Annotated in this window: 15 protein-coding genes and 1 other RNA gene; 7 read left to right on the top strand and 9 right to left on the bottom strand. The window is 63.3% G+C overall.

Annotated elements, in window-relative coordinates:
• The first annotated feature begins 34 nt into the window (after positions 1-34).
• On the top strand, positions 35-1,291 hold the full coding sequence (gene clpX / locus K3178_RS02635; protein WP_221569827.1) for an ATP-dependent Clp protease ATP-binding subunit ClpX: 1,257 nt from the start codon (positions 35-37) through the stop codon (positions 1,289-1,291).
• A 173-nt stretch (positions 1,292-1,464) separates the two neighbouring features.
• On the opposite strand, the gene K3178_RS02640 is transcribed toward clpX, so the two are convergent.
• The 7 genes from K3178_RS02640 to K3178_RS02670 all read right to left on the bottom strand — a co-directional run bounded on the left by K3178_RS02640 (position 1,465) and on the right by K3178_RS02670 (position 7,931).
• Positions 1,465-2,034 carry a fasciclin domain-containing protein gene (locus tag K3178_RS02640; RefSeq protein ID WP_221569828.1) on the bottom strand — a complete coding sequence of 190 codons (570 nt, stop codon included), beginning with the start codon at positions 2,032-2,034 and terminating at the stop codon, positions 1,465-1,467.
• A gap of 83 nt (positions 2,035-2,117) precedes the next feature.
• Positions 2,118-2,840, bottom strand: a complete 723-nt coding sequence (locus K3178_RS02645; RefSeq protein WP_221569829.1) for an anti-sigma factor — start codon at positions 2,838-2,840, stop codon at positions 2,118-2,120.
• Positions 2,837-3,406 (bottom strand): sigma-70 family RNA polymerase sigma factor, encoded by a 570-nt coding sequence (locus tag K3178_RS02650; RefSeq protein WP_221569830.1) that lies wholly within the window; start codon positions 3,404-3,406, stop codon positions 2,837-2,839. Before K3178_RS02650 ends, K3178_RS02645 begins: the two co-directional genes overlap by 4 nt.
• Positions 3,406-4,326 carry a cation diffusion facilitator family transporter gene (locus K3178_RS02655; RefSeq protein ID WP_221569831.1) on the bottom strand — a complete coding sequence of 307 codons (921 nt, stop codon included), beginning with the start codon at positions 4,324-4,326 and terminating at the stop codon, positions 3,406-3,408. Before K3178_RS02655 ends, K3178_RS02650 begins: the two co-directional genes overlap by 1 nt.
• A 204-nt stretch (positions 4,327-4,530) precedes the next feature.
• On the bottom strand, positions 4,531-5,199 hold the full coding sequence (gene mtgA / locus K3178_RS02660; protein WP_221569832.1) for a monofunctional biosynthetic peptidoglycan transglycosylase: 669 nt from the start codon (positions 5,197-5,199) through the stop codon (positions 4,531-4,533).
• 42 nt (positions 5,200-5,241) lie between these two features.
• Positions 5,242-5,841: a class GN sortase gene (locus K3178_RS02665; protein WP_221569833.1), complete on the bottom strand. Its 600-nt coding sequence runs from the start codon at positions 5,839-5,841 to the stop codon at positions 5,242-5,244.
• Positions 5,838-7,931: a marine proteobacterial sortase target protein gene (locus K3178_RS02670; RefSeq protein WP_221569834.1), complete on the bottom strand. Its 2,094-nt coding sequence runs from the start codon at positions 7,929-7,931 to the stop codon at positions 5,838-5,840. Before K3178_RS02670 ends, K3178_RS02665 begins: the two co-directional genes overlap by 4 nt.
• A gap of 160 nt (positions 7,932-8,091) precedes the next feature.
• Here K3178_RS02670 and K3178_RS02675 point away from each other — a divergent pair, with 160 nt between their 5' ends.
• On the top strand, positions 8,092-8,838 hold the full coding sequence (locus K3178_RS02675; protein ID WP_221569835.1) for a helix-turn-helix domain-containing protein: 747 nt from the start codon (positions 8,092-8,094) through the stop codon (positions 8,836-8,838).
• A gap of 57 nt (positions 8,839-8,895) precedes the next feature.
• Here K3178_RS02675 and rpoH read toward each other — a convergent pair whose 3' ends face one another.
• Positions 8,896-9,783 (bottom strand): RNA polymerase sigma factor RpoH, encoded by an 888-nt coding sequence (gene rpoH, locus K3178_RS02680; RefSeq protein WP_221569836.1) that lies wholly within the window; start codon positions 9,781-9,783, stop codon positions 8,896-8,898.
• Positions 9,784-9,920: 137 nt separating this feature from the next.
• Positions 9,921-10,865, bottom strand: coding sequence for an RluA family pseudouridine synthase (locus tag K3178_RS02685; protein WP_221569837.1), 945 nt, complete (start codon positions 10,863-10,865; stop codon positions 9,921-9,923).
• 16 nt (positions 10,866-10,881) lie between these two features.
• Between K3178_RS02685 and K3178_RS02690 the strand changes: the two genes are divergently transcribed.
• The 5 genes from K3178_RS02690 to K3178_RS02710 all read left to right on the top strand — a co-directional run bounded on the left by K3178_RS02690 (position 10,882) and on the right by K3178_RS02710 (position 13,952).
• A complete protein-coding gene (locus tag K3178_RS02690; protein ID WP_221569838.1) occupies positions 10,882-11,277 on the top strand; it encodes a M67 family metallopeptidase in 396 nt (131 codons plus the stop codon).
• Positions 11,278-11,313: 36 nt separating this feature from the next.
• Complete coding sequence (locus K3178_RS02695; protein ID WP_221569839.1) at positions 11,314-11,973, top strand: histidine phosphotransferase family protein; 660 nt, start codon at positions 11,314-11,316, stop codon at positions 11,971-11,973.
• Positions 11,970-12,719 carry an N-acetylmuramoyl-L-alanine amidase gene (locus tag K3178_RS02700; RefSeq protein WP_221569840.1) on the top strand — a complete coding sequence of 250 codons (750 nt, stop codon included), beginning with the start codon at positions 11,970-11,972 and terminating at the stop codon, positions 12,717-12,719. The genes K3178_RS02695 and K3178_RS02700 overlap by 4 nt, the downstream gene beginning before the upstream one ends.
• A 7-nt stretch (positions 12,720-12,726) precedes the next feature.
• Positions 12,727-13,127, top strand: an RNA gene (gene rnpB, locus K3178_RS02705) — RNase P RNA component class A.
• 42 nt (positions 13,128-13,169) lie between these two features.
• The gene (locus K3178_RS02710; RefSeq protein ID WP_221569841.1) at positions 13,170-13,952 is read left to right on the top strand and encodes a hypothetical protein; all 783 of its coding nucleotides are present in this window, start codon (positions 13,170-13,172) and stop codon (positions 13,950-13,952) included.
• Positions 13,953-13,956 lie beyond the last annotated feature (4 nt).

Consider the following 13,956-nt stretch of genomic DNA (forward strand, 5'->3'; position numbering starts at 1 on the left):
CCCTCTCTTCGGGGCTAGCGGGGCAGAGCAGGAAATGACGAAGTTGACCGGAACCGATAGCAAATCCACGCTGTACTGCAGCTTCTGCGGCAAGTCGCAGCATGAAGTGCGCAAGCTGATCGCGGGACCCACCGTGTTCATCTGCGACGAATGCGTCGAGTTGTGCAACGACATCATCCGCGAAGAAACCAAGGCCGGCATTTCGGGCAAGAAGGACGGCGACGTCCCGACCCCTTCGGAAATCTTCGAGACGCTGAACGATTATGTGATCGGCCAGGATCGCGCCAAGCGCGTGCTCTCGGTCGCGGTGCACAACCACTACAAGCGCCTGAAGCACGGCGGCAAGGCTGGCGATGTCGAACTCGCCAAGTCGAACATCCTGCTCGTCGGCCCGACCGGCTGCGGCAAAACGCTGCTCGCACAGACGCTGGCGCGCACCTTCGACGTGCCCTTCACCATGGCCGACGCCACCACGCTGACCGAAGCCGGTTACGTGGGCGAGGACGTGGAGAACATCATCCTGAAGCTGCTGCAGGCCAGCGACTACAATGTCGACAAGGCGCAGCACGGCATCGTCTACATCGACGAGATCGACAAGATCACGCGCAAGGCGGAGAACCCCTCGATCACGCGCGACGTGTCGGGCGAGGGCGTGCAGCAGGCCCTGCTGAAGCTGATGGAAGGCACCACGGCCTCGGTCCCGCCGCAGGGCGGTCGCAAGCATCCGCAACAGGAATTCTTGCAGGTCGACACGACGAACATCCTGTTCATTTGCGGCGGCGCTTTTGCGGGTCTTGAAAAGATCATTGCCGACCGTTTGCAGAAGCGGTCGATCGGCTTCGGCGCGCATGTCGCCGATCCGGACAAGCGTCGCATCGGCGAACTGCTTGAAAAGGGCGAGCCGGAAGATCTTCTCAAGTTCGGCCTGATCCCCGAATTCGTCGGGCGCCTGCCGGTGATCGCCACGCTGCGCGATCTCGATGTCGATGCGCTCATCACCATCCTGACCGAACCCAAGAACGCGCTGTGCAAGCAGTATGCGAAGCTGTTCGAACTCGAGAACGTCGAGCTGACCTTCAAGGAAGATGCGCTCAAGCGCATCGCCGAGAAGGCCATCGAGCGCAAGACCGGCGCACGCGGCCTGCGGTCGATTGTCGAAGGCATCCTGCTCGACACGATGTTCGACCTGCCCGACATGGACGGAGTCACCGAAATCGTGATCGATGCCGATGTGGTCGAAGGCAAGAAGGACCCGATCCAGGTCCACGGGCCCAAGGAAGAAGCGGCCTGACGCCAGCTTTCCGGACTGATTAAAGAGCGCCGCGCTGTCCCCGGACCGCGCGGCGCTTTTCATTCGGGCATTCAAAAGCCCCGCCAGGCCGATGGGATGGCCTGACGGGGCTCATGTGCCGCTCGCTCGAATGAGGGAAGTGACGCGAGCGGCGTGGCTGACCCGAAGGGCGATCAGCCGGGGAGAAACACTCCATCGGTCACATGGATGACGCCGTTGGTGGTCTTCACGTCGGCCATGGTGACCGTGCTCGTGCGGCCGGCACCGTCGGTGATGACGATGTTCTCACCCGAGAAACTGGCGGTAAGTTCCCCGCCCGCGACGGTCTCGAAAGTGTAGCTGCCACCATGGCGCTTGATCGCGGCGGACAGCTGCGCGGCAGGCACCCGGCCAGGAACGACGTGATAGGTCAGGATGTTCTGCAACTGGCCCTGGTTTTCCGGCTCCAGCAGCGTGTCCACCGTGCCGGCCGGCAGTGCGGCGAAAGCATCGTCGGTCGGCGCAAAGACGGTGAAGGGACCGGGCGAAGCCAGCGTGTCGACCAGATCGGCGGCCTGTACGGCAGCAACCAGCGTTTCGTGAACGCCGGTGCCGATTGCGGCTTCCACGATATTCACCTGCGCCTGTTCGGGCTTGGCCTTGTGGTCATGTGCGTTGGCTGGTGCGCTCACCACGAGCGCGAAACCGCCCATGGCGAGAACGGATGCGGCAGCAGCGGCCTTCAGCTGGGTGGAAAATGGCATTCGTAAATCTCCTCTTTTCACAAGGCCCCGTCCTGCCTGTGCGAAGAGTTACGAAGCCGCCGCGGGGGCGGATGCAAAAAATGTCAGATAATCTGCATGCGCCCTTCGGCGACCACCGGTCCGGCGTTGGCATCGGCGGGCTTGCCGCCCAATGGCTCGCGAGTGAGGAGCAGGGCAGAGCCGTCTGCCATTTCCGCCGCGGTTGCAGAGTCGAGCGACACCCGACGTTCTTCCCCAGGCGCGATCACGCCGAGCGAGAGCAGCGGCGTGTCCTCGCTCTGCGGTACGAGCCACAATTCGTGGTCATGCACGCCGTCGGCAGTCAGGCCGCTCGCCGATACAAGCAATTCCTCTCGGTCGGGGAGGTAGGTTACGGCGATCCGCAAGTCAGTATCGGCAATCGGGATCGATGCGGCGAGCGGCGCTTCGGGCGTTGCCCGGCCGACCGGAGGCGCGGTGACCGATGGCGTGAGCACGAAGAGCGATACGGCTGCCACGGCTGCCGCCGCTGCCACGCCCGTCGCCATTTTCCACCTTCGCAGGCGCGCATTGAGCGAGATGATCTCGGCATCCCCGCTCGCGCCATCGAGCTCGGCTGCGATCCGTTGCCAGACTTCCTCGCGCGGTGTTTGCTGATCCACCTCGTCGAGCAGCGGCGCGAGGCGGTTCTGCCACCACGCAACTTCGGCCGCAAAAGCCGTGTCCGAAGCCTCGCGCCCACGCGCGGCGAGCAATTCCTCGCCCTCCAGCAAGCCGAGCGCATATTCGGCAGCGAGCATGTTTTCGGGGGTCGGATCGTCGGTCATTCACCCCTCTCCATACATGTCTTCAGTTTTTGCAGGCCACGCCGGACCCAGCTTTTCATCGTACCCAGAGGTACCCCGTCAGCTTCGGCGATCTGGGCATAGGTCTGTCCGCCGAAAAAAGCGGTCCGTATGGCCTTGCGCGGTTTCTCATCGAGCGTTTCGAGGCAACTATGGACGCGCGCATCACGTTCGGCATCGATCATCAGGCTGTCTGCGAGCGGTGCCCTGTCCGCTACCGGCGCCGCTTCTTCTTCCGCCACGCCGCCGCCGCGCACCTTGCCGACACGCAGGCGATCCACGGCGCGATTGCGCGCGAAGGTGGCGAGCCAGCTGATCGGGCTGGCCCTTTCGGGGTCGTAGCGGTCCGCACGCCGCCAGAGATTGATATAGACGTCCTGCAAGGCGTCCTCGGCTTCCTTTTCGTCCTTCAAGATACGCAAGCAGATTCCGAAAAGTTTCGCCGAGGTGCTGCGATAGATCTCTTCCAGTGCCTGCCGGTCGCCGCCAGCGAGGCGCGCCATTGCGGCCCTGAGCTTTTCGCGAGCGTCACTGCTGGCGGGCCGCATCAGCACCGGCCTGCGCAGTGAAGACGGGAATTTTCGATCTGGATGGTGGCATGGCCGATGCGGTGGTGGTGCAGCAATTCGTCGCTCACCTCCCTCAGAAATGCGTCACCGGGGTGGCCCTCCGGCATCACCAGATGCGCGGTGAGTGCGGTTTCGGTGGTCGACATTGGCCAGATATGCAGCTCGTGGATCTCGCTCACTCCCTCAAGCCCGGCCAGATAGCCGCGTACCTTGCTCTCCGATACGCCCTTGGGCACTCCGAGAAGGCTCATGGCTACGCTATCCTTGAGCAGCCCCCATGTTCCCCAGCCGATCACTGCTACGATGACCAGGCTGACGAGCGGGTCGATCCACAGTGCGTCGGTCAGCAAAATGGCCAGCCCCGCAATTACCACTCCCAGCGAGACCAGCGCATCGGCCGCCATGTGGAGGAAGGCGCCGCGAATATTGATGTCGTGTTCACGCCCGCGCAGAAACAGCAGGGCGGTGCCTGTGTTGATGAGAATTCCGATGCCCGCGACGATGATCATGGTCATTCCCTCGACCGGCTGCGGGTCCGCCATCCGGTGCAACGTCTCGAAGGTGATCGCCCCGATTGCGACCAGCAGCAGACCGGCATTGGCAAGGGCTGCAAGGATGGTCGAGCTCTTGTAACCATAGGTAAAGCGCTCAGTCGCCGGTCGTTTTGCAGCCACGCTCGCGCCCCAGGCCAGCAGCAGCGCGAGGACGTCGGAGAGGTTGTGTCCCGCATCGGCGATCAGCGCCATCGATCCCGAAAGCCAGCCGTAGACCGCCTCCACGATAACGAAGCCGGCGTTGAGGATGATGCCGATCAGGAAGGCGCGGCCGAAATCCTTCGGCGCGTGACTGTGGCCGTGCCCGCCCTCGTGACCATGATCGTGAGTGTGTCCGATACCCACTTGCGGCGCCGTCCCCCTATCGTTTCCTTGTTGCCGGATTAGGCGAAATAGAAAGCGCCCTTCAAGAAAAATCCGCTAGGAATCAATGTGATACGGAATAACAAATCTGGCATGATATAACATTAATTCTTCGTGACAAGGGCGAAGGTGATGAAATCATTGGATTCGACGTAGCTCTCAAGGGGGTGTGACGAAGTGCCCGGGTTACTCGTACACGCAGGCATCGAGCCCGTCGCGGCGGACCTGGCCGATGCGTGCGGCGATGGTGTTGCCGTGGCCGCGCAGCCAGCCCTTGGGGTTCTTCACCGAGCGTTCCTTGGGCAGCGGGAGGGCCGCCGCCATGCGCGCGGCCTCAAGCGGTGTCAGCGAGGCGGCGCCCTTGCCAAAATACCGCCGGGCGCCAGCTTCCGCGCCATAGGTCCCGATGCCGGTCTCCGCGACGTTGAGGTAGACTTCCATGATCCGCCGCTTGCCCCAAACCTTCTCGATTAGCAGGGTGAAATAGGCTTCCAGACCTTTGCGGAAATATCCCCCGCCCTGCCAAAGGAAGACGTTCTTGGCGGTCTGCTGGCTGATCGTGGAGCCGCCGCGAATACGACCACCTTGCGCATTTTCTCGAATTGCTTGCTCGATCGCCTCGCGGTCGAAGCCGTCATGGCTGCAGAACTTGCCGTCCTCACTGGCGATTACTGCGCGCACGAGATTGCGATCGATATTGGAGAGGCTTTCCCAGTCCTTGGTAATGCCATTGCCGTCCATCACCATCGTCGCGGTGACGGGAACGGGGACGAACTTGAAGAGGACCAGGAGGATCAGGCTGAGAGCCACGAAGCCCACCGCCAGCTTGACCAGGAACAGGGATATGCGCCGCATGGCGGCCAGCCTTAGGCGGCGCGCTGGGGCGGTGCAATCGGGTCATGCAATGCGCTCGGCGATGGCGATGCGGCGGAGCGGGCCGGGGCCCGAGGCATCGAAGGGATAGCAGGTCGCCAGGACCAGCGTTTCGCGGTGAAGCTGGGCGGGCACGGCGAAGCGGTCCCACTCGACCGTCTCCATCCGCGTGACCTCGTACTGCGTCGTGAAGCCATCCACCCCTTCCAGCTCGATCCGGTCGCCCACCTTGAGTTTGCGCATCCACGCGAAGTGCGAATCCCGGTGTGCGGCGAGGAGTTTCAGCCGGCCGTGCTGGCGTGTTGGGAACTCGGCGGGGCCGAATGCCATCGCTTCGCCCGACGCACCGGAAAGCACGATATCGCTCACGCCAAGCCGATCGACGGTCAGCCGCGCGCTCGCCGAGATATCCGCCCAGGGCCAGGGGCGATGGTTGTGGCCCGTGGCAAGATTGGCCTCGAAATTCCGCTCGAGCAGCACCTGTGCCAGCGCGGCCTTGGCGGGCATCCATGCCGCGGGGATCGCAAGCGCTGCGCCACCCAGCAGCAGCGCCGCAGCGAAAAGCTGGGGGAGGGCGCGCCTCCAGCCGCGCCCTCCCGCTCCGCGGGAAATGGTCTCGTTCATGCGAAGCGCATCCACCTGCGCCAGAGCAGCAAGGCGAGGCCGAGCACCACCAGCAGCAAGCCCTGCAGCAGCGCCATGCGGTAATCGAGCGAGCCGCGCGGCAGGTCGATCTGCTCCTGTTCCTCGCTCGCCGCATCGGGAGCCGCATGGCGGGCAGCCATTTGCTGGCCGAACAAATGGTCGAAATCCCAGCCCGCGGGCAGCAGCAGCGGCAGCTCTTCGCGCGTCAGGCGCTGGCCTTCGGGACGCGAGGGCGTCTCGTCCACCGCGACGAGACTGGTGCGGTCGGTAACGATGTGGAACGCCATGCCGAGCGTCTCGACCTTGGCATCAGCATCCTCGGCATCGATCTGGTAGGACCAGCGCTGCGCCTCGATGTCGGAGATTTTCCGGCGGGCCCAGAGGCGGGCGATCGAGGGGCTCTCCTGCGCCCTGGCGAGATCGAGCGTGGTGCTCCAGCGCTTGCCACCCGCCATGCCCGAAACGGTCATTTTACCGCGCAGCCTGTCGGTACTACCGAGCAGGACCAGCGGTTCGCCTGCATAAAGATCGGGAAGGATGGCGGGCGTCAGGTCGAGCGGCGAGCCTTCGACATTGACCGACAGTTCGGTCACCACCGGCTTGGCGAGACGGCCCAGCATGCGCCGCATCTCGCCGATAGCCTCGGAATCCTGACCGACATGGGTGAAGGTGCCGCGCCCGGCTTCGGCCATGCGCCGCATGAGATGGGTGTTCGGAGCCGACCCGATGCCGACCATGAAGACCCGGCTGCGCCCGAGCGAACTCTTAATCTCCGCCATCATGGCGCGCTCGTTGGAAAGGTTGCCGTCGGTGAGGAAGATGATCTGGCGCAGGCGATTGCCATGCGGATCGCTGTCACGCAGCGCCGCGCGCAGTGCGGGCAGCATCTCCGTGCCGCCTTCACCGCGCAGGCTCTCGGCATAGCGCCGTCCCTTGGCGATATTCTGCGGGCCGGCCGTGACGGCATCGGAAAACAGCATCGTCATCGTGTCGTCGAAGCGGATGATGTTGAAGCGGTCCACCGCGCGCAGCGTCGTAAGCGCGTAGACGAGGCTCTTGCTTGCCGCTTCCATCGATTCGCCAGCCATCGATCCGCTGTTGTCGATCACGAAGATCATTTCGCGCGGGGGCAATTTCGCCACCTGCGCCACGGCGGGCGGGGTGAGCGTCGCCATGACATAGTCCTTGCCCTCATAGGTCTGGCGGAAGAGGCCGAGCTGCGGGACCTCGCCCTTTGCGCCCCAATGGAGCACGAAGTCGCGATTGGCCGGGACCTCGCCCTTGTCGAGCGTAACCGAAGCCGTAAGCGCGGTGCGGGTGATGGCAACCGAGTGGTAAGGGCTCTCGATATCGACCGGCTCGAAACCGGGTGCCAGCGCGACCGAGATGGAGACGGGGTTGAGGCCATCCGAAATCGACGGGTCGGCAACCGGTGCAGTCATCGCCTGCGCGATCTTGGCTGCGGCCGCGGTGGTGAGCGTGTGCGGCGGGATGTAGCGCGGGCCGACGACTAGCGGCACGCGCAGCGAATAGCGCCCCTCGACCTGTTCGACCGGAGCCTGGAATTCGATCTGCACCAGCACGGTTTCGCCCGGGCCGATATTGGCGACCGAATTGCGGAACATGTTCGGGCGGAATTGTTCGACCAGCCCCGCTTTCTTGCCGCTCTCCATCGCCTCTTCGTAGATCTGGCGGGCCTCCTCGCGCGGCTTGATGCGGCCGATGATGATCCGCTCGCCGACCACCATCCTGAGCGTATCGACAGCGCCATTGTCGGGCAGCGGATAGAGATAGGTCGCCTCCATCCACTCGTCCGAGGTGTTTCGGAAAGCCTGCGTCACCGTGACGCGCGCGACCTGGCCGGAGACCTCTGCCTTGATATCGGTGCCGAGGCGCACGGCGGGCACCTGCGTGGTGCTGCCCTTGGCCTTCAGCATCAGCCCGCCCTCGCGCGGCTCCGGCTCTTCGGCATGGAGCGCACCGGTCCATGCGAGCGAGGCGAAAAACAACCCGATCAAAAGGGTGAGAAGGAACCGGTCGGGGGCGGGCGGATTAACCATTCGTCGCATGTAAGTCTCCGTTCATCTTGATTCGGCTAAGCGATAAATCGAGGGAACGGCGCACCGCCACGGGATAGATCGGCCAGTTTCGGCCACCGGTGGCAGGCAAATGGAGGACGGGTGCAGCCATGTGCGGTTTTGTCCGGAACCGTGCGGAAAGGGAGAAGAGATGACGTTTGCGATGACCCACGATGCCTTCGACGACCACGCAGTCGGCCTGCGTCTACGGGAGGAAATCGCGCGTCGCCGAATGTCCCGCCAGACGCTGGCGGAGAATGCGCGGCTGAGCCTCTCCACGCTCGAAAAGGCACTCGCGGGCAGGCGCCGCTTCACCCTGGCTACCGTCGTCCGGCTCGAAGAAGCTCTCGGCGCGTCACTGCGCGAGATCGATGAACCGCAGGCGCAGGTACCCATGCTCGCCCCGCCCGAAATGGGCTCCTACGCGAGGCCCGCGGTCCAGTGGATCGAGGGCGAATACGTCACCCTGCGCGCCAGCTTCGGACAGGCCGACGCGATCTACGCCTACCGCACCCAAATCCGCTGGAGCGAGCGGAAGGGCCACCTCGTCTTTGCCGAGAGCGACCGGATCGACGACAGCTTCGAACAGGCCGGCTTCGTCTCGATGCCACACCTGAGCGGCCATGCCTATCTGATGACCGGCACCTCGGGCCAATACCGCATGATCGTCCTCGGCCGTGCGACCCACGACGGGCGCATGTACGGTCTGCTCACTACCTTGCAGGTAGGCGTCGGCTCGCAGCTGGTGCCGGTGTCCTCGCCCGTGGCCTTCGTGCCAGCCGACCAGCTCGAAAACCTCCAGCCGGGTGTTCATACGCTCGAGACGGGATCGGGCCGTCTTGCTGCCGATATCCTCGACACCGCTACTTCGGCCGACTTCTGCCGCATGAAGATATGAAAAAGGCCCGCGCCGTGGTGGACGCGGGCCTTTTCGATTTTCGTTAGGCTACCAGCTTCAGGCGACGCCCGGGAGAAGCCTTTCGCCGGCGATGGCCTTCATCGCCTTCTGCAGCTTTTCGAAGGCGCGCACCTCGATCTGGCGGATGCGTTCGCGGCTGACGTTGTAGACCTGGCTGAGCTCTTCGAGCGTCTGCGGGTTTTCCGTCAGGCGGCGTTCGGTGAGAATGTGCTGTTCGCGCTCGTTCAAGGCTTCCATCGCCTCGCCCAGCATTTCGTGACGAACCTGCGCTTCCTCGGCATCGGCGACGGTCTCGTCCTGCAGCGGACGGTCGTCGGTCAGCCAGTCCTGCCATTCGCCCGAGCCTTCCTCGCCATTGCGCATCGGCACGTTCAGCGAGCCATCGCCGCCCATCATCATCCGGCGGTTCATGTTGACCACTTCCTGCTCGGGCACGCCGAGGGTAGTAGCGATCTCGTTCACATCGTCGGGATGGAGGTCGGTGTCCTCATAGGCATCGAGGTTCTTCTTCATCCGGCGCAGGTTGAAGAACAGCTTCTTCTGCGCGGCGGTGGTTCCCATCTTCACGAGAGACCACGAACGAAGGATATATTCCTGGATGCTCGCCTTGATCCACCACATGGCATAGGTGGCGAGGCGGAAGCCGCGATCGGCTTCGAATTTCTTCACGCCCTGCATCAGGCCGACATTGCCTTCGGAAATGAGATCCGAAACAGGCAGGCCGTAGCCGCGATAGCCCATGGCGATCTTCGCCACGAGACGCAGGTGCGAGGTAACGAGCTGCGCCGCAGCTTCGCTGTCTTCATGTTCCTCGTAACGCTTGGCGAGCATATATTCCTGCTCTTGCGTCAGCACGGGGAACTTCTTGATTTCGGAGAGATAGCGGTTGAGGCTCTGCTCACCGCCGAGCGCCGGAACGCTCATACTTCTTGTATTCACTGTTACCCTGACCTTTCTAGCGTCGACCTCTATCGCCGGACCCCTGCTGGGCATCCGGTCTTTCGGGCCACTTCGTTACATATACCGCAAACGGCGCGAAATTGCATCAACTTTCGTCGATATCAACGAGCGGTTTCGTCGATAAGTTCCACCATATCGGGGGGCAATTCGGCGCGGAAATCCAAGCTTTCACCGCTGATAGGATGTATGAATCCGAGGCGTGCCGCGTGGAGCGCCTGGCGGGCGAATTTCAACCTGTCGAGCACTGCACGAAGCGGCTTGGGAGTGCGTCCATAGACAGGGTCTCCCAATAGCGCATGGCCGATTGATGCGCAGTGAACGCGGACCTGGTGTGTGCGCCCGGTCTCGAGGCGACATTCGATGAGCGCGGCGTGGTTTAGGAGCCGGACAGTCTCGTAATGCGTGACGGCGTGTTTTCCGCGAGTGCTCCCGTCTGGAAGGACCGCCATCTTCTTGCGGTCCTTGTCTGAACGTCCAAGCCGACCCGACACGGTGCCCGAAGCCGGATTGGGATGGCCCGCGCACACCGCAAGGTAGCGGCGCGTGATTGAATGGTCAGCGAATTGCCTCGCGAGGCCTTCGTGAGCCGCATCGCTCTTGGCGACGACCAGCAGGCCGGAGGTATCCTTGTCGATCCGGTGCACGATCCCGGGCCTCGCAACTCCGTTGATGCCCGACAATTGCCCCTTGCAATGGTGCAGCAGCGCATTGACCAGCGTACCGTCCGGATTACCCGCTGCGGGGTGCACGACCATTCCCGCCGGCTTGTTGACCACCAGCAGGTTCTCGTCCTCGAAAACCAAGTCGAGCGGGATGTCCTGCGCGATCGTTTCGAGCGGCTCCGGCGGGGGCAGGTCGATGCGATAGCTCTCGCCGCCAGCCAGCTTAGCCGAGGCGGATTTTGCAGGTTTTCCTGAAATCGCCACCGCCCCGTCCGCAATCAGCCCCTTCACCCGCTCGCGCGACAAACCCGTCGCTTCGGCCAGCGCCTTGTCGAGGCGGCCGGGGTTTTCGAGCGTTCCGGTGAGGACTTCGGGCGCGGACATGCTAGGGCCATGCGCGATGACGCTGGAAGTCTCAAGCCAAGTTCTCGGCACACTGCTCGCCGAAGCGGATAGCGCACACCCGCGCGAATGCTGCGGCATCCTGCTGGGCGAGGGTGTGTGCATCGCTTCGGCAAAGCCTGCAGCCAACGTCCATCCCGAGCCCGAAACTCATTTCGAAATCGATCCGCAGGCGCTCGTCGATGCCCACCGCGAAGCCCGTAATGGGGGACCGCAGGTGATCGGATACTACCATTCGCATCCCAATGGCCTCGCGCGCCCTTCCGCCACCGATGAAGCCATGGCATCGGGCGAAGGGGCGATCTGGGCGATTATCGCGGCGGGCGGCGTCACTTTCTGGCGCGAAGGGGGTGCAGGGTTCAGCCCGCTTCCCTATGAGGCTCGGCCTCGCTAGTAGATAAGTAAATTTCGCGTTTCCGACTGGATTTCAATGAACGACCAAGACTCGATCGACCTCGCGGCCATGCTGTGCTCGCGCCTGTGCCACGACATGCTGAGCCCCGTGGGGGCGCTCAACAACGGGCTCGAGCTGCTGGCGATGGAAGACGATCCGGAAATGCGGCGCAACGTCATCGCCCTGCTCGAACAGAGCGCGCGGACCTCGACCAACAAGCTCAAGTTCTTCCGCCTCGCCTTCGGTGCAGCAGGCGGCTTTGGCGACCGTGTCGACGTGGCCGAACCCAAGGCGCTGATCGATGCGCTGGTGGGCGATAAGGACAAGGTCGAGATCAACTGGGCGATCGAGGGCGCCAACCTCGCCAAGCCCGCGGTAAAGGTGCTGCTGAACTTCGCGCAGATCGCCATCGATGCGCTGGTGCGCGGCGGATCGCTCGATATCGGCGCAGAGGTTCGCGACGGGGCCTGCGAGATCGTGGTGCGGGCAACCGGCACCAAGATCGCCTTCGACGAGAATATCGGCAAGGCCATCGACGGTTCGCTGAATTCTTCCGAAATCTCCAGCCGCACTGCCGCTGCCCACATGATCCATTTGCTTGCCGAGCAGGCAGGCGGGGGCCTCCAGTTCGCGCGCACCGACGAAACGCTGGTTCTCGGCGCGGTGCTGCCCGAGGCGGAAGGACTTATCGGGTGACGGGGGACTTCGGCGAACTGGGAGCCGGCCTTCCCGAAGCGAACGACGAACTCGTCGACCGCAAGATCCTCTCGCCCAACCATGACGAGCGCAAGCTCCCGATCTCCATGGTGGTGATCCACTATACCGAGATGAAGGACAAGGGCTTCGCCATCGAGCGGTTGTGCGATCCCGAAGCCAAGGTTTCGGCCAATTACCTGATCGGCAAGGGCGGCGAAGTCGTGCGGCTGGTGCCCGAAGACAAGCGCGCCTGGCATGCGGGCCTGTCCTACTGGCGCGGTATCAAGGACGTGAACTCGGCCAGCATCGGTATCGAACTCGATCATCCGGGGCACAAATACGGCTATACCGAATTTCCCGATGCGCAATTCGAGGCGCTGGTCCCGCTGGTGGCGCGCATGGTCAAGCAATACGACATCCCGCGCGCCAATGTGGTCGGCCATTCCGATGTCGCACCAGCGCGCAAGATCGATCCGGGCGAACTGTTTCCGTGGGATCGCCTCGCCGAATACGGCCTGTGCCTGCCGCGCCCGAAGAAGCTCGAACGCGGCGACCCGTTCGACAATGACGCGAGCTTCTACCTCGCCCTCGAGCGCTTCGGTTACGACATCACCGACGGCCACAAGGCGGTCGAAGCGTTCCAACGCCGGTGGCGTCCGGAAAAGATCGACGGCGTGATCGACGGACAGGTCAGGGCGATCCTGTTCCAGCTCTTGCTTGATCGCGACCGCGGACACGCTAGATAGGCTCTCGCCAGGGGGCCGGGCAGCCGCGCATTAGCGAGGAAAGTCCGGGCTCCACGAAACGAGGGTGGCGGGTAACGCCCGCCGGGGGAAACCCCAGGGAAAGTGCCACAGAGAGCATACCGCCGATGGCCCTTCATGGGATCAGGCAAGGGTGAAAGGGTGCGGTAAGAGCGCACCGGGGTTCTGGTAACAGCGCCCGCATGGCAAACCCCACCCGGAGCAAGGCCGAATAGGGGCGGCGTGCCGAAAGGCAGGGGTGTTTCTCCCCAGTCGCCCGGGTTGGCTGCTCGAGCCATGGAGCGATCCATGGCCCAGACGAATGGCTGCCGCCGCGCGGCTGATGTGCCAAGGAAACAAGGCTATATATCGCGTGCGGAACAGAACCCGGCTTACAGGCCCCCTGGCACTTCTTTGCGGAACCCGAGACCCTTCCCGGCGATTGGGCGGGGTATGAGCTCTACCTTCGAACGCAGCCTCTCGCAGCGCCTCGCCATACTTCTTGCCGTAATTATCCAGATCGGCGCGACCTTTCTGCCGCAGCTAGGCTTGGGAGAGCCGATCGGTGATCGATCCGACAGTGTAAGAACGCTTATCACACCTTCGGGCTGGGCCTTTGCGATCTGGGGACCGCTGTTTTTCGGTAGTGCGGTCTACGCCGTCTGGCAGATCTTGCCCGGGCAGCGTGACAATACACTGCTCGCCCAAATCGGATGGCCATCGGTCATAGCTTTATCATTCCAGGGCCTGTGGGCGATCTACACCCAGTTCGCCAACCTGACTTTCGTTTCCGCTCTCATCATCCTGACATCGCTGGGCGCGCTGCTCACGATCCTGAACCGGCTGGTGAGTTTCGAGCGACCCTTCTCGCTCGCCGAGCGGTTGATCGTCACGATTACCTTCAGCGCACTCGCGGCATGGCTCACGGCGGCGAGCATCGTCAACATCAGTGCCTCGCTGGTCTATCACGGGGTGGGTGGCAGCGGACAATACCCGCTCGTCACTGCCGCAATCGTCGCGGTTGGCGGCGTCATCGCGGCTATCGCTACGGCGCGGAGCCGCGGCAACCCCTGGTACGCGCTGGTGTTCTGCTGGGCGCTGCTGGCGATCTATTTTCGCGGCGGGCAGGAAAGCGGCGCCATCGCGCTGGCGACGCTCGTTTCGGGGCTACTGGTAGTGGGGGCGGTAGTGGTCGGCCTCAAGGAAAAGGCCAACCGCCACCACTGGTTCGGTTGAAACT

The sequence above is a fragment of the Qipengyuania sphaerica genome (assembly GCF_019711595.1).
Taxonomy (GTDB): domain Bacteria; phylum Pseudomonadota; class Alphaproteobacteria; order Sphingomonadales; family Sphingomonadaceae; genus Qipengyuania; species Qipengyuania sphaerica.

Coding starts and splice junctions, on each gene's coding strand:
- rpoH (WP_221569836.1), bottom strand. CDS start 9,783: ATGAGCGTTCCGGCGCTCGGCGGTGAGCAGAGCCTCAACCGCTATCTC.
- K3178_RS02640 (WP_221569828.1), bottom strand. CDS start 2,034: ATGCCATTTTCCACCCAGCTGAAGGCCGCTGCTGCCGCATCCGTTCTC.
- K3178_RS02685 (WP_221569837.1), bottom strand. CDS start 10,865: ATGTCCGCGCCCGAAGTCCTCACCGGAACGCTCGAAAACCCCGGCCGC.
- K3178_RS02690 (WP_221569838.1), top strand. CDS start 10,882: ATGACGCTGGAAGTCTCAAGCCAAGTTCTCGGCACACTGCTCGCCGAA.
- K3178_RS02675 (WP_221569835.1), top strand. CDS start 8,092: ATGACGTTTGCGATGACCCACGATGCCTTCGACGACCACGCAGTCGGC.
- K3178_RS02670 (WP_221569834.1), bottom strand. CDS start 7,931: ATGCGACGAATGGTTAATCCGCCCGCCCCCGACCGGTTCCTTCTCACC.
- K3178_RS02645 (WP_221569829.1), bottom strand. CDS start 2,840: ATGACCGACGATCCGACCCCCGAAAACATGCTCGCTGCCGAATATGCG.
- clpX (WP_221569827.1), top strand. CDS start 35: ATGACGAAGTTGACCGGAACCGATAGCAAATCCACGCTGTACTGCAGC.
- mtgA (WP_221569832.1), bottom strand. CDS start 5,199: ATGCGGCGCATATCCCTGTTCCTGGTCAAGCTGGCGGTGGGCTTCGTG.
- K3178_RS02650 (WP_221569830.1), bottom strand. CDS start 3,406: ATGCGGCCCGCCAGCAGTGACGCTCGCGAAAAGCTCAGGGCCGCAATG.
- K3178_RS02695 (WP_221569839.1), top strand. CDS start 11,314: ATGAACGACCAAGACTCGATCGACCTCGCGGCCATGCTGTGCTCGCGC.
- K3178_RS02665 (WP_221569833.1), bottom strand. CDS start 5,841: ATGAACGAGACCATTTCCCGCGGAGCGGGAGGGCGCGGCTGGAGGCGC.
- K3178_RS02710 (WP_221569841.1), top strand. CDS start 13,170: ATGAGCTCTACCTTCGAACGCAGCCTCTCGCAGCGCCTCGCCATACTT.